17 protein-coding genes are annotated in these 16,647 nt (G+C 60.5%); 13 read left to right on the forward strand and 4 right to left on the reverse strand.

Annotated elements, in window-relative coordinates; translation table 11 throughout:
• Positions 1-6: 6 nt before the first annotated feature.
• The 11 genes from CVS30_RS09685 (at position 7) to nrdR (ending at position 11,296) form a co-directional block, all read left to right on the forward strand.
• Positions 7-813: a purine nucleoside phosphorylase YfiH/LACC1 family protein gene (locus CVS30_RS09685; protein WP_110485129.1), complete on the forward strand. Its 807-nt coding sequence runs from the start codon at positions 7-9 to the stop codon at positions 811-813.
• The gene (locus CVS30_RS09690) at positions 810-1,553 is read left to right on the forward strand and encodes a YggS family pyridoxal phosphate enzyme (protein WP_110485130.1); all 744 of its coding nucleotides are present in this window, start codon (positions 810-812) and stop codon (positions 1,551-1,553) included. Before CVS30_RS09685 ends, CVS30_RS09690 begins: the two co-directional genes overlap by 4 nt.
• 86 nt (positions 1,554-1,639) lie before the next feature.
• A complete protein-coding gene (locus CVS30_RS09695) occupies positions 1,640-2,167 on the forward strand; it encodes a cell division protein SepF (RefSeq protein ID WP_110485131.1) in 528 nt (175 codons plus the stop codon).
• 141 nt (positions 2,168-2,308) lie between these two features.
• Positions 2,309-2,599 carry a YggT family protein gene (locus tag CVS30_RS09700; protein ID WP_110485132.1) on the forward strand — a complete coding sequence of 97 codons (291 nt, stop codon included), beginning with the start codon at positions 2,309-2,311 and terminating at the stop codon, positions 2,597-2,599.
• 144 nt (positions 2,600-2,743) lie between these two features.
• Positions 2,744-3,424 carry a DivIVA domain-containing protein gene (locus CVS30_RS09705; protein WP_110485133.1) on the forward strand — a complete coding sequence of 227 codons (681 nt, stop codon included), beginning with the start codon at positions 2,744-2,746 and terminating at the stop codon, positions 3,422-3,424.
• Positions 3,425-3,520: 96 nt separating this feature from the next.
• Positions 3,521-4,105, forward strand: coding sequence for a signal peptidase II (lspA, locus tag CVS30_RS09710; RefSeq protein ID WP_110485134.1), 585 nt, complete (start codon positions 3,521-3,523; stop codon positions 4,103-4,105).
• Positions 4,098-5,021, forward strand: coding sequence for an RluA family pseudouridine synthase (locus tag CVS30_RS09715; protein ID WP_110485135.1), 924 nt, complete (start codon positions 4,098-4,100; stop codon positions 5,019-5,021). The genes lspA and CVS30_RS09715 overlap by 8 nt, the downstream gene beginning before the upstream one ends.
• 194 nt (positions 5,022-5,215) lie before the next feature.
• On the forward strand, positions 5,216-8,782 hold the full coding sequence (gene dnaE / locus CVS30_RS09720) for a DNA polymerase III subunit alpha (RefSeq protein WP_110485136.1): 3,567 nt from the start codon (positions 5,216-5,218) through the stop codon (positions 8,780-8,782).
• Positions 8,782-9,312 (forward strand): hypothetical protein, encoded by a 531-nt coding sequence (locus tag CVS30_RS09725; protein WP_110485137.1) that lies wholly within the window; start codon positions 8,782-8,784, stop codon positions 9,310-9,312. The genes dnaE and CVS30_RS09725 overlap by 1 nt, the downstream gene beginning before the upstream one ends.
• Before the next feature lie 10 nt (positions 9,313-9,322).
• Positions 9,323-10,711: a histidinol dehydrogenase gene (hisD, locus tag CVS30_RS09730; protein ID WP_370800738.1), complete on the forward strand. Its 1,389-nt coding sequence runs from the start codon at positions 9,323-9,325 to the stop codon at positions 10,709-10,711.
• Positions 10,712-10,819: 108 nt separating this feature from the next.
• Positions 10,820-11,296, forward strand: coding sequence for a transcriptional regulator NrdR (gene nrdR / locus CVS30_RS09735; RefSeq protein ID WP_110485138.1), 477 nt, complete (start codon positions 10,820-10,822; stop codon positions 11,294-11,296).
• Positions 11,297-11,370: 74 nt separating this feature from the next.
• Here the strand turns inward: nrdR and CVS30_RS09740 are convergent, their stop codons facing one another.
• From CVS30_RS09740 to map, 3 genes are all read right to left on the reverse strand, one after another.
• Positions 11,371-12,129: an SDR family oxidoreductase gene (locus CVS30_RS09740; RefSeq protein WP_110485139.1), complete on the reverse strand. Its 759-nt coding sequence runs from the start codon at positions 12,127-12,129 to the stop codon at positions 11,371-11,373.
• A gap of 5 nt (positions 12,130-12,134) precedes the next feature.
• Positions 12,135-12,929, reverse strand: coding sequence for a polyphosphate--glucose phosphotransferase (gene ppgK, locus CVS30_RS09745; protein WP_110485140.1), 795 nt, complete (start codon positions 12,927-12,929; stop codon positions 12,135-12,137).
• A gap of 114 nt (positions 12,930-13,043) precedes the next feature.
• On the reverse strand, positions 13,044-13,922 hold the full coding sequence (gene map, locus CVS30_RS09750; RefSeq protein ID WP_110485141.1) for a type I methionyl aminopeptidase: 879 nt from the start codon (positions 13,920-13,922) through the stop codon (positions 13,044-13,046).
• 100 nt (positions 13,923-14,022) lie between these two features.
• Here map and CVS30_RS09755 point away from each other — a divergent pair, with 100 nt between their 5' ends.
• Entirely contained in the window at positions 14,023-14,202 is a 180-nt protein-coding gene (locus CVS30_RS09755; RefSeq protein WP_370800743.1) for an SPOR domain-containing protein, read from the forward strand.
• Position 14,203: 1 nt separating this feature from the next.
• Here the strand turns inward: CVS30_RS09755 and panB are convergent, their stop codons facing one another.
• Positions 14,204-15,142 carry a 3-methyl-2-oxobutanoate hydroxymethyltransferase gene (gene panB / locus CVS30_RS09760; RefSeq protein WP_110485142.1) on the reverse strand — a complete coding sequence of 313 codons (939 nt, stop codon included), beginning with the start codon at positions 15,140-15,142 and terminating at the stop codon, positions 14,204-14,206.
• Positions 15,143-15,300: 158 nt separating this feature from the next.
• On the opposite strand from panB, the gene CVS30_RS09765 reads away from it, so the two are divergent.
• Positions 15,301-16,647 carry a glutamine synthetase family protein gene (locus tag CVS30_RS09765; RefSeq protein WP_110485143.1) on the forward strand — a complete coding sequence of 449 codons (1,347 nt, stop codon included), beginning with the start codon at positions 15,301-15,303 and terminating at the stop codon, positions 16,645-16,647.

Consider the following 16,647-nt stretch of genomic DNA (forward strand, 5'->3'; position numbering starts at 1 on the left):
GTTTGCATGTGGTGGTCAGAGCAAGTCCGTCCCGGAATTTGGGTTGGCTTTACCGATACCACGGCAGGCAATCTGGCCTTTCATGTTGGTGATGACGCGCAAGCCGTTACGCAGCGTCGCTCGCAGGTGGCCGAACGCCTAGCTGCGCAGGCCGGGCTGCCCGGCTCGCTCGTGCCTGTTCTTGGATATATGAACCAGGTCCATGGTGCCGACGTGGCTGATATTGACCCAGCCGCTCCCGTTCTCACCGGCGATGCCGCACCCGCCGTGGATGCCATGGTGACCGTGGCAACTCCCGTCCAGGGGGGCGGGGTAACCGGTCTGGCCGTCATGGTGGCCGACTGCGTTCCCGTGGTCTTGGTGGGGGAGAAGCCCGACGGCGGATACGTCATGGGGGTGGCTCATGCCGGACGTCCAGGAGTCGAGAAGGACGTCATCGGCGCCGTCGTTACGCACATGCGCCAGGCCGGAGCCGTCGCCCTTGAGGCGTGGCTCGGGCCCAGCGTGTGTGGCCACTGCTATGAGGTGCCCGAAGACATGCGTGCGACGGTCGCCGCCGTGGCCCCGGCGTCGTACTCCACCACCTCATGGGGGACCCCGGCCCTTGACCTGCCAGCCGCCGTGCTTGAGCAATTGGCCTCCCATGGTGCCTCGGCTCATGGTTCCGGCATTTGTACCCTAGAAGATTCCCAGTATTACTCTCATCGGCGTGCACAGCGAGATGGAGAAAGCGAGGGCCGTTTCATCGGCCTAGTCGCAGCACTCTCGGACCCGCACGTCGAACCATTGAAGGAAAGCGCGTCAACACCATGACCTTGCAGGATGCCCGCACGACAGTTCTCGCCGAACGCCTCACAGCCGTTCGCCAGCGCATCGAAGCGGCGGCGGGCACGAGCACTGCCCCCACGCTCATTGTCGTGACGAAGTTCCATCCGGCCGCCGATGTTGTGCGCTTACGCAGCCTCGGCGTGGCCGATGTGGGAGAAAATCGGGACCAGGAAGCGGCAGCAAAGGCGGTAGAGGTAGCTGACGCTGATCTGCGCTGGCACTTCATCGGCCAATTGCAAAGCAATAAGGCCAAATCGGTGGCCGCCTACGCCCAGTCCGTGCACTCGATCGATCGTGGATCGCTCGTGACGGCGCTCGGCAAGGCCGTCGCTATCCAGCAACAGGCTACCGGCCGGGCGGATCTAGAATGCTTTATCCAACTCGACCTCAGCGAGGCCTACCCCGGATTGGCGGATGCCCAGATTGCCAGCCACAGCGGCAGGGGAGGGGTGGCGCCGTCGGACATGGCTCGTTTGGCGGATCAGATCGCTGCGACTGAAGGTTTGATCTTGGCAGGCGTCATGGCCGTGGCACCTCTCGGTGTGGCGCCCGAGCCGGCCTTTTGTCTTCTCGCAGAAACCTCGGCGGCGCTGATCGCACAACATCCGGGCGCGCGGGCGATTTCTGCGGGAATGAGCCACGATCTGGAGGCCGCCATGGCTGTAGGGGCGACACACCTGCGTGTCGGTTCCGATATACTCGGCCCCCGTCCTGCAGTACTGTAGCGTTTTGAGTGTTGGAAACAACGCTGAAGTATCGCACAAGCTAACGGTGACGTGTTGTGTGCATTGCAGACTAATGAGGAGCAACCATGGCTGGCGCTATGCGCAAGACAATGATCTTTCTTGGACTCGCCGATGGTGACGAGCACTATGACGCTGAGCAGGCTCCGTCAGTCCAAAAAGACGAAGATTACGCCCAAACTATCGAACGTGAGCCGGCCGTTACGCCCGCTCCGGTCGTAGAAGCCGCCGCACCCAAGGCCGGCGACGAAGAATACCGAGCTCCGGTGACCCCCATCAAACGTGCAGCATCCAATCGGGAAGAGGCTGAAAGCTTGCGCCAGATCACCACCGTCCATCCCCGGTCATACAATGACGCAAAGATCATTGGTGAAAGCTTCCGGGATGGCATTCCTGTCATCATGAACGTCACCGACATGGGCGAAGCCGACGCTAAGCGTCTCGTGGACTTCTCGGCAGGACTTGTCTTTGGCCTTCGCGGCTCGATTGAGCGCGTAACCAACAAGGTCTTCTTGCTCTCACCGTCCTACATCGAGGTTCTGGGCGACGACAAGAAGCTGTCCGACACGCAGGCAACTTTCTTCAACCAGAGCTAGTTCGCGGGGGCCGGTTGAGTCCGTGCCATTGCGCCCAGCGATGATTTTCAATACCCGGACACTATGTGTGCCGGGTATTGGTCTATTCTGGACACAACATTTGTGTTCGATTTTCCGCCACCTAGGGATTGTGTGCCTCGCGTGACAATTGTCTTTGCTCTTCTGTATCTGTTGTTGCTCCTGTACTTCCTGACTCTTTTGTTGCGCATGGTCTTTGACTGGATTCAGGTGTTCGCCCGTGACTGGCGCCCCAAGGGGGCTGCCTTGATCAGTGCGTCCTTTGTTTACCGGCTCACCGACCCGCCGTTGCGTAAGTTGCGGGCGCTCATTCCGCCCCTGCGAATTGGCACTGTTGCCCTTGATATTGGCTTCATTTTGCTGCTCTTTGTCGTAGGCATTGGGATGAGCCTCACAAAAACTTTTGTGAATTAGAGCCGCGTCGTTAGTTTTCGCCGACGAAAAGTTATATTGTAAAAAGCGATAGACCCCTATACAGGTCATTAGATTTGTATTCGGTACCGTAGTCTGGACGACTTCGGTCAGTATCAGATTCACTAAAACCAATGAGGTGACTAAATGGCGCTTACGCCAGAAGACGTTGTCAACAAGCGGTTCCAGCCGACGAAGTTCCGCGAAGGCTACGACCAGGACGAAGTTGATGATTTTCTTGACGAAATCGTCGTAGAGCTTCGCCGCTTGCACCAAGAAAACGACGACCTGCGCAAGCAGCTCGCCGACGGTGGTGCCAGCCCGGCGGTCGTTCCTGCAGCAGCACCGGTGTTGAAGAAGGAACCCGAAGCTGTCAAGGAGCCGGTCAAGGCCGAGCCCGTTGTCGTGCCCGAGCCCGTTGTTGAGGCCAAGCCCGCAGTTGTCGAGGCGCCCGTTGTTGCGGCTGCTCCGGCGGCCAAGGCAGAGTCCGCCACCACGGCTGAGTCCGCAACAGGCGTTATCGCCTTGGCACAGCGTCTGCATGACGAATACGTCAACGCAGGTGTGGAGCAGCGCGATAAGATCATCGCAGAAGCACAGATCGAAGCCAGCACGCTGGTCAACGACGCCCAGGAGAAGAGCCGTAAGACGCTTGGTGCCTTGGAGCAGCAGCGTTCGGTTCTCGAACGCAAGGTTGAGCAGTTGCGCGGCTTCGAGCGTGACTACCGTTCACGCCTGAAGACCTACATTGAAGGTCAGCTACGGGACCTGGATGCCCGCGGTTCGGTCGCAGCACCGGATTTCGCCGAGGGTACCTCGGAATCCTAAGCCAAGAACTAAAAGCCGGTGGTGCAAGGAAACTTGTTCCACCGGCTTTTTTTGATTGAGCAATTACTTTTCTGACCCAGAACAAATGAAAGTATCATGAGCGAGAACTCTTTGCAGGGCCCGACAGTTATCTCGGCACGCAGTCACCGACGCTTTTGGTGGCTGTGGGTGGGATGCGCCGCATTTGCCTATGTATGTGACCAGCTCACCAAGTGGTGGGTCACCTCCACCATGGTTGAGGGTCAGACCACGGCCGTTATTCCTGGAGTCCTCCAGTGGTACTTCATTCGCAACTCCGGCGCAGCCTTCTCCATCGGTGAGAACTTCACCTGGTTCTTCACGATCGTCATGGCGGTCGTGGCAACAGCCATCATCGTCATGTCGCGCAAGATCGGCTCGGCTTGGTGGGGTGTTGGTCTTGGACTCGTCTTAGGTGGCGCGCTAGGAAACCTGACGGACCGACTGTTCCGTCCGCCGTCGTTCGCCATGGGCCACGTTGTTGACTTTATTTCTTTCCCCAACTTCGCCATCTTTAACATGGCCGATATGGCCGTTGTGGGCGGAGTTATTACGATCTGCCTCCTGACGCTTATCGGCATCCCGATGAACGGTGTCAAGGCAGAGGCCGTTTCATCAGAGCAAAACCCCGCGCAGGCGGCAGAGGACAACAATAATGACTGAGACTTTTACCGTTCCCGAGGACATTTCAGGAAGCCGGGCCGACGCCGGACTGGCGGCTTTGCTGGGCATCTCGCGTTCCGCCGCGGCCCTGCTGTGCTCCGAAGGCAATGTGCTGCAAAATGGCGCCGTTCTGGGCAAAAGCGAGAAGTTCCGTGCCGGCGCGAGCATTCAGGTCACGATCCCGGAACGCCGCGACCCGCTAGAAATCGTGGTCGAGCCCGTCGACGGCCTCAACATTTTGCTCGACGACGATGAATTTGTCGTGGTCGATAAGCCCGTTGGAGTTGCCGCGCACCCCTCACCGGGCTGGGTTGGTCCCACCGTAGTGGGCGGACTCGCCGCTGCCGGTTACCGGATCTCCACCTCGGGCGCGCAAGAGCGCGTTGGCATTGTGCACCGCCTCGACGTGGGCACCTCCGGCGCCATGGTCGTCGCCAAGACCGAACACGCCTACACTGTGCTCAAGGAAGCCTTCCGCTCCCGCACGGTAGAAAAGGTGTACCACTCGGTCGTGCAGGGTCTGCCCGATCCCCTCAAGGGCACGATCGATGCGCCCCTGGGTCGGCATCCCGGTTATGACTGGCGTTTTGCCGTCATCGAGGGCGGTCGGCCCTCCGTGACGCATTACGAAGTTCTCGAGGCCTTCGGTAAGGCCTCCCTCGTGGAGGTGCACCTGGAAACGGGTCGCACCCACCAAATTCGTGTGCACTTCTCCGCGCTGCGTCATCCCTGCGCAGGAGATTTGACCTACGGTGCGGATCCGACCCTGGCCGCCGAACTTGGTTTGACCCGTCAGTGGCTGCACGCGCACCGACTCGGCTTCACGCACCCGTCCACGGGGGAGCCGGTCTCGGTCACGAGCCCCTACCCGCAGGATCTGAGCTACGCCTTGGAGCACTTGCGCGGCGAGCACTAGCAACGCCGCATCACATTCCGGGCGTTTTTCGCGGACGCGGCATCACAATACGGCCATTTTTCACAAACCCTGCATCACCTTGTGGTGCAGGGTTTGTTGTGTAGCAGTGAAGTGGTGCCGCGTCTGCCTGACGACGCACTAAAGTGGTGCCGCGTTGGGGAAACGGAAGAGGAAATGAGCACTAGAATGGTTCGGTGGCTAGCTCATCGACTGACAGTTTTGTTCATCTTCATACGCACACCGAATACTCCATGTTGGACGGTGCGGCGCGTCTGACCGAACTCTTCGACGAGGCAAAGCGGCTTGAAATGCCGGCCTTGGCTACGACGGATCATGGCTATCTTTTCGGCGCCTTTGATTTCTGGAAGAAGGCCACCGACGCCGGCATCAAGCCCATCATTGGTGTTGAAGCCTACGTCACCCCGGGCACGGCCCGGACAGACAAGACCAGGGTCAAATGGCGCACCGAGGAATCCCAGCGCAAGGACGACGTCTCCGGTGGTGGTTTCTACACCCACATGACGCTCCTGAGCTACAACAACCAGGGCATGCGCAACTTGTTCCGGGCCTCCTCCATCGGCTCCCTGGACTCGCCCATGGGCAAGTACCCGCGCCTAGACCGTGAGCTGCTCAACCAGTACCACCCCGGCCTGATTGCGACCACAGGGTGCCCCTCCGGTGAGGTGCAGACTCGACTGCGTCTGGGCCAGTACAACGAGGCGAAGGCTGCCGCCGCCGAGTTCCAAGACATCTTTGGCAAAGAAAACTACTTCTGCGAACTCATGGACCACGGTCTGGACATTGAGCGACGCGTCACGAAGGATCTCCTGCGACTGGCCAAGGAACTGGACATTCCACTGGTCGCCACGAACGATCTGCACTACACCCACGAGCACGATGCCAAGGCCCACGAGGCCCTCCTGGCGCTGCAATCGGCCTCCACCCTGACGGAGCCCACCTACGACGAAGGCGGTAAGCGCTTTGCCTTCAGCGGCAGCGGCTATTACCTCAAGTCCCCGGCCGAGATGCGCTCACTGTTCTCGGAACTGCCCTCCGCCTGCGATAACACGCTCCTGATTGCCGAACGCTGTGAGGTGTCCTTTAATACGGACGCCAACTACATGCCGAAGTTCCCCTGCCCGCCCGGCGAGGACGAAACCTCATGGCTCGTCAAGGAGGTCGACGCCGGACTGAAGTTCAGGTACCCCAAGGGGATCCCCGACGATGTCCGCGAACGCGCCGACTACGAGCTCGGCGTCATCATCAAGATGGGCTTCCCCGGATACTTCCTGGTGGTTGCCGACTTTATTAACTGGTCCAAGGACCACGGCATCCGCGTTGGCCCGGGCCGTGGTTCCGGTGCCGGTTCCATGGTGGCTTACGCCATGCGCATCACCGACCTTGACCCGATCCGCCACGGCTTGATCTTTGAGCGCTTCCTCAACCCTGAGCGCGTCTCCATGCCTGACTTTGACGTGGACTTCGATGATCGTCGCCGCCATGAGGTCATTAAGTATGTGACCGAAAAGTACGGCGACGAGCGTGTGGCCATGATCGTCACCTACGGCAGCATTAAGACCAAGCAGGCCTTGAAGGACTCCTCGCGCGTGCTGGGACACCCCTTCAGCATGGGTGAAATGCTCACCAAGGCGCTGCCGCCGGCCGTCATGGCCAAGGACATTTTGCTCAATGACATTGAAAACCCCGAAGCCAAGCGGTACGGGGAAGCCGGCGATTTCCGTAATCTGATCAACACCGATCCGGAAGCCGCCAAGGTCTTTGAACTCAGCAAGGGTCTGGAAGGCTTGAAGCGGCAGTGGGGTGTGCACGCAGCCGGTGTCATCATGAGCTCGGACCCCATCATCGACGTCATCCCGATTATGCGTCGTATCCAGGACGGGCAGGTCATCACCCAGTTCGACTATCCGACGAGTGAGGGCCTAGGCCTGATCAAGATGGACTTCTTGGGGTTGCGAAACCTCACCATCATCACCGACGCGTTGGAGAACATCAAGGCCAACACCGGCTTCGAGCTTGACCTTGAGGGCTTGGAATACGACGACGCCGAATCCTACGAGCTCATGGCCCGCGGTGACACGCTGGGCGTGTTCCAGCTCGATGGTGGGCCCATGCGTAGCCTGCTCAAGCTCATGCGTCCCGATAACTTTGAAGATATTTCCGCAGTGTTGGCGCTGTACCGACCGGGCCCCATGGGTGCCGACTCGCACACCAACTATGCCCTGCGTAAAAATGGGTTGCAGCCGATCACCCCGATTCACCCGGAGCTGGAAGAGCCGCTCGCGGAGATTCTCGGCGGTACCTACGGCTTGATCGTGTATCAAGAGCAGGTTATGTCGATCGCGCAGAAGCTGGCCGGCTACTCTCTGGGTAGGGCCGATATTTTGCGCCGTGCCATGGGTAAGAAGAAAAAGTCGGAGCTGGATAAGCAGTACGCCGGTTTCCATCAGGGCATGTTGGACAACGGTTATTCAGACGCCGCCGTCGCAACGCTCTGGGCGATTCTGTTGCCCTTCTCCGATTACGCCTTCAACAAGGCCCACTCGGCTGCCTACGGTGTCATCAGCTACTGGACCGCCTATCTCAAGGCCCACTACCCGGCGGAATACATGGCCGCGCTACTCACCAGCGTCGGCGATGACAAGGACAAGCTGGCCCTGTACCTCAACGAGTGCCGCCACATGGGCATTACAGTGCTCGCCCCGGACGTCAACGAGTCAGCGCTGAACTTCACCCCGGTGGGTCGCGATATTCGCTTCGGCATGGGGGCCATCCGCAACGTGGGTGCCAATGTTGTGAACGGTTTGGTGGAGGCCCGCAACGAACGCGGAAACTTTGAGAACTTCGCCGATTTCCTCATGAAGGTTCCGGCCGTGGTCTGCAACAAGCGCACGATTGAATCTCTCATCAAGGCCGGAGCGTTTGATTCACTGGGCCATGCGCGCCGTGCCCTGGCCATGATTCATGAGGAATCGGTCGACTCGGTCATTACCATCAAGCGCAACGAGGCCGTGGGACAGTTTGACCTGTTCGCGGGGCTCGGAGGCGACGCGGAACCCGAAGCGGCCCTGATTACCGAGATTCCGGATCTGCCCGAGTGGGAGAAAAAAGACAAGCTCGCGTTTGAACGTGACATGCTCGGTCTCTACGTCTCGGATCATCCGCTGCGTGGTCTTGAGGGGGTCTTAAGTCAGAACGCCGACATCACCATCACCGCCCTCCTCGGCGACGACGGCCCCCAGGATGGGCACATCGTGACGATTTCGGGCATGATCACCAACCTCCAGCGCCGTATCGCTAAGAGCAGCGGCAATCCCTATGCTCGCTGCGAGGTGGAAGATCTTGGCGGTTCCGTTGAGGTCATGTTCTTCGGGCAGGTTTATGGTCCCATCGCCAATGTCTTGGCGGAGGACTTGATTGTGGTCATCAAGGGACGTTTGCAAAAGCGCGACGACGGAGCCGTCACCTTGAACGCGATGGAGCTGACGGTTCCGGACCTGACGGAGGGGCTGACCGGCCCGCTCGTGATCTCGATGCCGGAGCACAAGGCCAACGAGCAGGTGTTGTTGGCGTTGAAGAATGTGTTGGGAGACCACCGAGGGACGACCGAGGTGAAGATGCATCTCTCCGGCACTCGTTCCATGAAGGTCATGAAGCTGCCTCTGCATCACCGGGTCAATCCCACTCCGGCGCTCTTTGGTGACCTGAAAGTCTTGCTGGGGCCGACGTGTTTGGAGGGCTGATGCGTGAAGGCAGCGCAACGCTGTGGCGTCGGGGGATCACATCCTCCGTGCTCACCGGCATTGTTGCGGGAATCCTCTGGTGGCTGCTGGCCCCCGGCGGGGCCTTGTATGGTGCTGGCACGGACTTCTTCAGCTGGCTGCCGCGTGACGCGGTCCTGGCCGGACTGCTCATCGTCGCGGGGGCGCTCCGCGCTTTCTTTTCGATGCGCCACCCGCGGCCGCGCCGCCGTCGTGCTTCCTCCCAGAACCAGCTCGAGGACACGCGTCTGAGGGTCATCATTTTGCTGCTCTCGGGATTCCTCGGAGCCGTCGTTGCCTGGCGCATGGGCGTCTTTGCGGGAGATTTGTTCCAGACACCGCCGGAAAACATGCCCCATCCAAGCATGGTGTTCTCGCTGCGTTCTGGGCCTGTGCTGTTGTTCTGGCCGCTCACAAGCGCCCTCGTGGTCTGGATTTGGAGCCTGATCTCCTACTCATTTGTGCCCGTCATGAAGGACTCGCTGCACGAGGAAAGCAAGCTCAACGGGTAAACTTACACGGGTGAGCAACCTTGAATCTTCCGTGTCCACCGCCCCGTCCAGCGCCAGCAGCCTTGCACCCTTGCACCGCATCGACCTGCGCGGACGCGCCCTGAGCCTTGCCGAGTTGAAAAGTGCCGTTCCTCGCACGGCCCAGGCAACTGTCACGACCGCCGAAACCGCCGTTCTCGGCATCATCGCCGACGTCCGGGAGCGTGGCCATGCCGCGTTGGCAGATCTCGCTCAGAAGTTCGACGGCGTGACGCAGGAACACCCCCGGGTCCCGGCCGAGGCCCTTGCTGCGGCGCTGGAATCCTTGGACCCGAAGGTTCGGGCAGCGCTGGAAGAGTCCATCACCCGAGCCAAGGCCTTCGCGCAGGCGCAGAAGCCCGCCGACGTTGATTACCCGATTGCCGATGGCGCCGTCGTGTCCTCGCACTGGGTGCCCGTCTCCCGCGCTGGCATGTACGTGCCCGGGGGCCTTGCCCCGCTAGCATCCTCCGTCATCATGAATGCCGTTCCCGCTCAGGCTGCAGGCGTGGCATCAATCGCACTGGCCTCCCCGCCACAGAAGGAAAATGGGGGAATGCCGGGTCAAACCATTCTCGCTGCGGCAGCCCTGCTCGGTATTGACGAGGTCTATGCCATGGGCGGCGCCCAGGCCATCGCTGCTTTCGCCTACGGGGTCCAGGCGGGTACCGGCCCGAACGGGGGAGGCGACACCATCGACCCCGTGGACGTGGTCTCCGGCCCGGGCAATATCTTTGTGGCAACGGCTAAGCGTCTGGTCAAGGGGGTCGTGGGGATCGACTCGGAGGCCGGTGCCACCGAGATTGCTGTCTTGGCAGATCACACGGCTAACCCGTCGTTTGTCGCGGCCGACCTCATCAGCCAGGCCGAGCACGATCCCCACGCGGCCTCCGTCTTGGTGACGACCTCGGTGGAACTTGCTGACGCCGTCGAACGTGAACTGGCACAGCAGGTGGCGGCCACCTCACACCGGGAACGTGTGGAGATTGCCCTGAGCGGTCCGCAGTCGGGCATTGTGCTCGTGGATGATCTGGCGCAAGGTATCGCCGTATGCAACGCCTACGCGGCCGAGCACCTGGAAATTGCCACGGAGGACGCCCCGGCCATCGCGGCTCGGATCACAAACGCCGGCGCCATTTTTGTGGGCAACTACAGCCCCGTCAGCCTCGGCGACTACTGCGCAGGATCCAACCACGTCCTGCCCACCAGTGGCACGGCGGCCTTCTCCTCGGGCCTGAATGTCACCACATTCCTGCGTGCCGTGCAGCTCATCAACTACACCAAGGATGCGCTGGAGCAGGTGGCCGAACACGTCATCACGCTCTCCAAAGCCGAGGGATTGCCCGCTCACGGAGATGCGGTGGCTGTTCGTTTCGCATGATTTTAGCGCTAGCCCTTGTGGTGGATGTGTAGAAGTGGTATCGGCGAAATTGTTGTTTGAGAAAAACTCACCTTAGACTGGAAAACACCAACTCTCGAGGGGATCAGCATGTACTGCCCGTTTTGCCGTAATCCCGATTCACGGGTCGTTGATTCGCGCCTCTCCGACGACGGATCATCCATTCGTCGACGGAGACAGTGCACAGAGTGTGGACGACGTTTCAGCACCGTGGAAACCGCAAGCCTCTCGGTGAGTAAGCGATCCGGAGTAGCCGAACCCTTTAGCCGCAGCAAGGTCATCAGCGGTGTTCGCAAGGCCTGCCAAGGTCGACCCGTCACGGACGATGACCTGGCGAAATTGGCGCAGGAAGTTGAAGAGTCGATTCGGGCCAGTGGTGCGGCCGAGATTGAGGCTAACGACGTAGGACTGGCGATCTTGGCGCCGCTCAAGCGGCTGGACCTGGTGGCCTATCTGCGCTTTGCCAGTGTTTACCAGGCCTTCGAATCGCTGGAGGACTTCGAGAGCTCGATTGCGCAGCTTCGCAGCGACAAGGCGGAAGCCAGCGTTCACGCCTCGGATAATTAGTTCATATATAGAAGAGGGCTTGGACGGTGCATTGTGCACCGTCCAAGCCCTCTTCTTGCTTTAAAAGTTGTGACTTAGCGTCCGCCTGCCACCGGCAGAATGGCCCCCGTGACGTAGGAAGCTTCCTCGCTCAGAAGCCACAGCACGGCCGAGGCGACATCCTCCGGCTCGCCGCCACGACCCAGCGGGATGAGATGCTTGAGGCTCTCTACCCGATCCGGCATTCCGGCGGCGGCATGCAACCCGGTATTCGTCATACCCGGCGACACCGCATTGACCCTGATCCCCAGCGGAGCAGCTTCCGTGGCAAAACCCACGGTGAGGACATCCACGGCGCCCTTAGAGGCCGCGTAGTGCACCCAGGCGCCGGGGGAGCCGGCCTTGACGGCCGTGGAGGAGATGTTGACGACTGAGCCGCCCCTGCCGCCTGCGAGGCGCGACATACGGCGCGCAGCCTCCTGACACATGAAGATGGTCCCGGAGACGTTGACGTCCAGTACCTGTTTGACGATTTTCGCCGGGACATCGATCAGCTCACCGAGGTAGTTACCTGTGATGGCGGCATTGTTCACCACGGCCGTCACGGGGCCCAAGGCTTCTGCCGCGTCAAAGAGTGTTGTCGCGGCCTGGGCGTCACTGACATCGGCTTGAACGGTGAAGGCGGTCCCGCCGTCGCGCACGATCTGGTCCACGACGGACGTGGCGCCGGCGGCATCGGTGCTGAAGTTGACCACCACGGCATAGCCTGCCGCGGCGGCCCTGACAGCAATGGCGGCACCTATCCCTCGGCTAGCCCCCGTAATGATGGCTACGCCGTGCCCAGATGCCGCCACGGTGACTACTTGGTCAGCTTGAAGTGGACGGCTGCCTGCAAGGCGCCGCCGACAATGCCGGCATTGTTCTTCAGCTCGGCCGTGATGATCTTGGTGCGCAACTTCAGCTGCGGCAGGTAGTCCTCGCTGCGCTTGGAGATGCCGCCACCGATGATGAACAGCTCGGGGGAGAACAAGAACTCCACGTGGGAGAAGTAGCGCTGCAGGCGCTGTGAGTATTCATCCCAAGAGATGTCGTCGCGTTCGCGGGCGCTGGCGGAGGCCTTGGACTCGGCGTTGAAGCCATCGAGTTCCAGGTGACCGAGCTCAACGTTGGGGATGAGCTTGCCATCGTAGATGAAGGCCGAGCCGATGCCCGTGCCCAAGGTGATGACCAGAACGGTTCCGTCGACGTCCTTGCCGGCGCCGTAGCGGGCCTCAGCCAGGCCTGCTGCATCGGCGTCGTTCATGACCTGAACGTCGCGGCCCAGTTCCTTTGTGAAGATGCTATCGACGTCGGCATCGATCCAGGACTTGTCCACGTTAGCGGCCGAGCGGGCCACACCGTGGGAGATGATGGCCGGGAAGGTAATGCCGACGGGTGCGTCCTCGTGAGGTGCGTGTTCACGGGTCATGAGCTCGTCAACGATTTCCTTGACAACCTTGGCCACTGCCTGCGGCGTGGAGGGGGTCGGTGTGGGGATGCGGTAGCGATCACCCAGAACCTCTCCGCTGTCCAAGTCAACGATCCCACCCTTGATGCCCGTGCCGCCAATATCGATACCAATGACAGTGCTGGCGGATGAGTGCTTCTTAGACATGCAGACTCCTGAAGAGTAGAAAAATGGCAAGGGTATAAAGCGACACCCCACAATGGGCGCCTTTGGTAGTGTACTTCAGCTCACAGACCGCCGGTACCGCAAAGGGTCGCGAGTCTATGGAAGTGTGAGAACTTCTGCACCTGTGGCGGTCACAACCATAGTGTGTTCGAACTGTGCTGTGCGCTTGCGATCTCGGGTGACAACGGTCCAGTCGTCTTCCCACATATCCCATTCGATACCGCCCAGGGTGAGCATGGGTTCAATTGTGAACACCATGCCTTCTTCCATGACCGTGTTGTAGGCCGGAGCGGCGTCGTAATGCGGAATGATCAGTCCCGTGTGGAACGCTTCGCCAACACCGTGGCCCGTGAAGTCACGCACCACGCCGTAGCCAAATCGCTTCGCGTAGGACTCGATGGTCCGGCCAATCACGTTGATTTCACGACCCGGAGCCACGGCGCGAATGGCACGTCGCAGCGACTCCTGCGTGCGCTCGACAAGCAGGCGGGACTCTTCGTCAACGTTACCCACTGTGAAGGTCCAGTTCGTGTCGCCGTGGACGCCATTCTTGAAGGCGGTGATGTCAATGTTGATGATGTCGCCATCTTCGACGACCGTCGTGTCGGGGATACCGTGGCAGATGACCTCGTTGATCGAGGAACACAAGGACTTTTTGAAACCGCGGTAGCCCAGCGTCGAGGGGTACGCATCATGGTCGAGCAAGAATTCGTGCCCGATGCGATCCAAGGCATCCGTGGTGACGCCCGGGACAATGTGCTTGCCGACTTCCACGATGGCCTGTGCGGCAATTTTGGAGGAGATGCGGATCTTCTCCAACGTTTCTGCGTCCTTGACCTCGGAACCCTTAAAGGGTGCCGGGCCTGCCTTGCCCACGTACTCAGGACGCGGGATGGAGAGGGGGACGGGCAGTTCCGGGCTGATAATTCCGGGAACGAGTTTGCCGATAGGAGCCGTGGTTGCTGTTGAAGACATGCCTTTATCCTATAAGTTTTAGGCGTTGGCTGCCGGGACCTGCTCGAGGCGAGCCTATGATGGGCCTTGACAGGCACATTGTTGAGCAGCTCCGGAGGGCATGATGGCGCAGTACTGGTACAACGTTCAGACGCACGAAGTGGAAAAGGATGCCCAATCAGGGTGGAAGTCCCTGATTGGGCCCTACGAGAGCCGAGCCGAAGCCGAACAAGCGTTGGCAAAGGTCCGGGAACGCAATGAGCTCGCCGACGCCCAAGAGGACGACGACGAGGACGCCTGAGTTAGAAGGTGTGCTCCGGTCCCGGGAAGGTGCCCGAGCGTACCTCGTCGGCAAATTCCGTGGCGGCGTCGGCGAGGACGGTACGCATCTGGGCGTACTGCTTGACGAACTTGGCCATCTTGCCCGTGCGTAAGCCGGCCATGTCCTGCCAGACCAACACCTGACCCGTGGTCTCCTTGCCGGCCCCGATACCCACGGTGGGGACGGAGATCGCCGCATCGATAGCGGCCGCCGTTGTGGCCGGAACCATTTCCATCAAGACACAAAACACGCCGGCCTCTTCCAAGGCCACGGCGTCGTCGATCAGGGTTTGGGCCAGCTCGCCACGGCCCTGCACGCGATATCCGCCGAGCGTGTGTTCGCTTTGCGGCGTGAAGCCGATATGGGCCATGACGGGGATGCCGGCCTGCGTCAAGGCCTTGACGGTGGGGGCGTAGTAGGCGCCGCCTTCCATCTTCACCGCGTGAACCAGGCCCTCCTTCATGAGGCGGACGGAGGAGGCGATGGCCTGCTCAGGGGACTGCTCATAGCTGCCGAATGGCAGATCGGCCACGATCAAGGCTCGCTTGGCCCCGGCCGTGACGGCGCGGGAAAAGATGATCATTTCATCCAAGGTGATCGGCAGCGACGTTTCGTTGCCGAGGACATTGTTGGAGGCGGAGTCGCCAATGAGCAACACCTCAATGCCGGCCTCATCGAAAATCTGTGCCGTGTACTGGTCGTACGCGGTCAGCATGGCAAATTTTTCGCCAGCCTCCTTGGCCGCGCGCAAATGATGCGTCCGGACCTTGGGTGCGGTGCCCGGAATTGCGTGGGTGCTTTTCGGTGCAGTGCTCTGAGCAGTGGCGCCAGCGCCAGTGCCGTAGGGGGCCACGAGCTCAGCGGAAGCAGTCGCGCTCGAGGTCGTTGCAGTGGAATCGGGGGTACTTGTGGGTGCCATGCCTCCACCTTATTACGAGTCGTATGTCGAATTGGGCAATCCATGGCGCAGGACTTAGTAGAGTAATCACTGCAGGGAACACAACAACCCGCAAAGCTATCCACTTGCCTGCCCGCAATCGGTGTCGGGGTGGGGCGTCATCAGGAAGAGGCACATACATGAACCGTCAGCAGGAATTTGTACTTCGCACCATTGAAGAGCGCGACGTACGGTTTGTGCGTCTGTGGTTCACCGATGTGGTGGGCAGTCTGAAATCGGTGGCACTGGCCCCCGCAGAGGTGGAGGGCGCCTTTGAAGAAGGCCTCGGCTTTGACGGCTCCGCGATCGAGGGGCTCGCCCGCATCTTTGAATCCGATATGCTCGCCCAGCCGGATCCCTCGACCTTCCAGATCCTGCCGTGGCGCGGTAATGGCAAGTCAGAACAAACCTCCCGCATGTTCTGCGACGTTTTAACGCCCGACGGCGAACCCTCCGCAGCTGACCCGCGTAACGTTCTCAAGCGCACCCTGGCCAAGGCTGCCGACATGGGTTTCACCTGCTACACCCACCCCGAGATTGAGTTTTACCTGTTGAAGTCGGACAAGCCCGGCCCGGACGGCATTCCTGTTCCCGTTGACCAGGCCGGCTACTTCGACCACGTCCCCGGCGGTGTCGCCCAGGACTTTAGGCGAACAGCCGTCACGATGCTCGAAGATGTGGGAATTTCCGTCGAGTTCAGCCACCACGAAGGCGGCCCGGGCCAGAACGAGATCGATCTGCGCTACGCCGATGCGCTGCAGACCGCCGACAATATCATGACCTTCCGCACCGTCATCCGTGAGGTAGCCATCCAGCAGGGCACCTACGCCACCTTCATGCCGAAGCCGTTCTCCGAGCACCCGGGATCCGGCATGCACACACACTTCTCCTTGTTCGAGGGCGACAGCAATGCCTTCCACGAGCCCGGTGCTGAGTACCAGCTCTCCAGGACCGCACGCCAGTTCATGGCCGGCATCTTGAAGCACGCCCCGGAGTTCACTGCGGTCACGAACCAGTTCGTGAACTCGTACAAGCGCCTTTGGGGTGGGGGAGAAGCTCCCAGTTACCTGTCCTGGGGACACAACAACCGTTCGGCTCTCATGCGTGTTCCGCTGTACAAGCCCGGCAAGGGCCAGGCCGCGCGTCTGGAATACCGTGGCATCGACTCGGCCGCGAACCCGTATTTGGCGTACGCGGTACTCCTGGGCGCTGGCCTGAAGGGCATCGAGGAAGGCTACGAACTTCCGGACGCCGCTGTAGAAGACATTAGCGCCTTGAGCAGCGCCGAACGACGCATTCTGGGTCATGACCCGTTGCCGTCCAGCCTGCACGATGCTATTCGTCAGATGGAAGAATCTGAGCTTATGCCGGAGATCCTAGGCGAGCAGGTCTTTGAAAACTTCCTGCGCAACAAGCGGGCCGAATGGCAGGAATACCGTCTGCAGGTCACCCCGTATGAAATTAACCGCTACCTGGGAGTGCTCTAA

This window comes from Arthrobacter psychrolactophilus, from assembly GCF_003219795.1.
GTDB classification, from domain to species: domain Bacteria; phylum Actinomycetota; class Actinomycetes; order Actinomycetales; family Micrococcaceae; genus Specibacter; species Specibacter psychrolactophilus.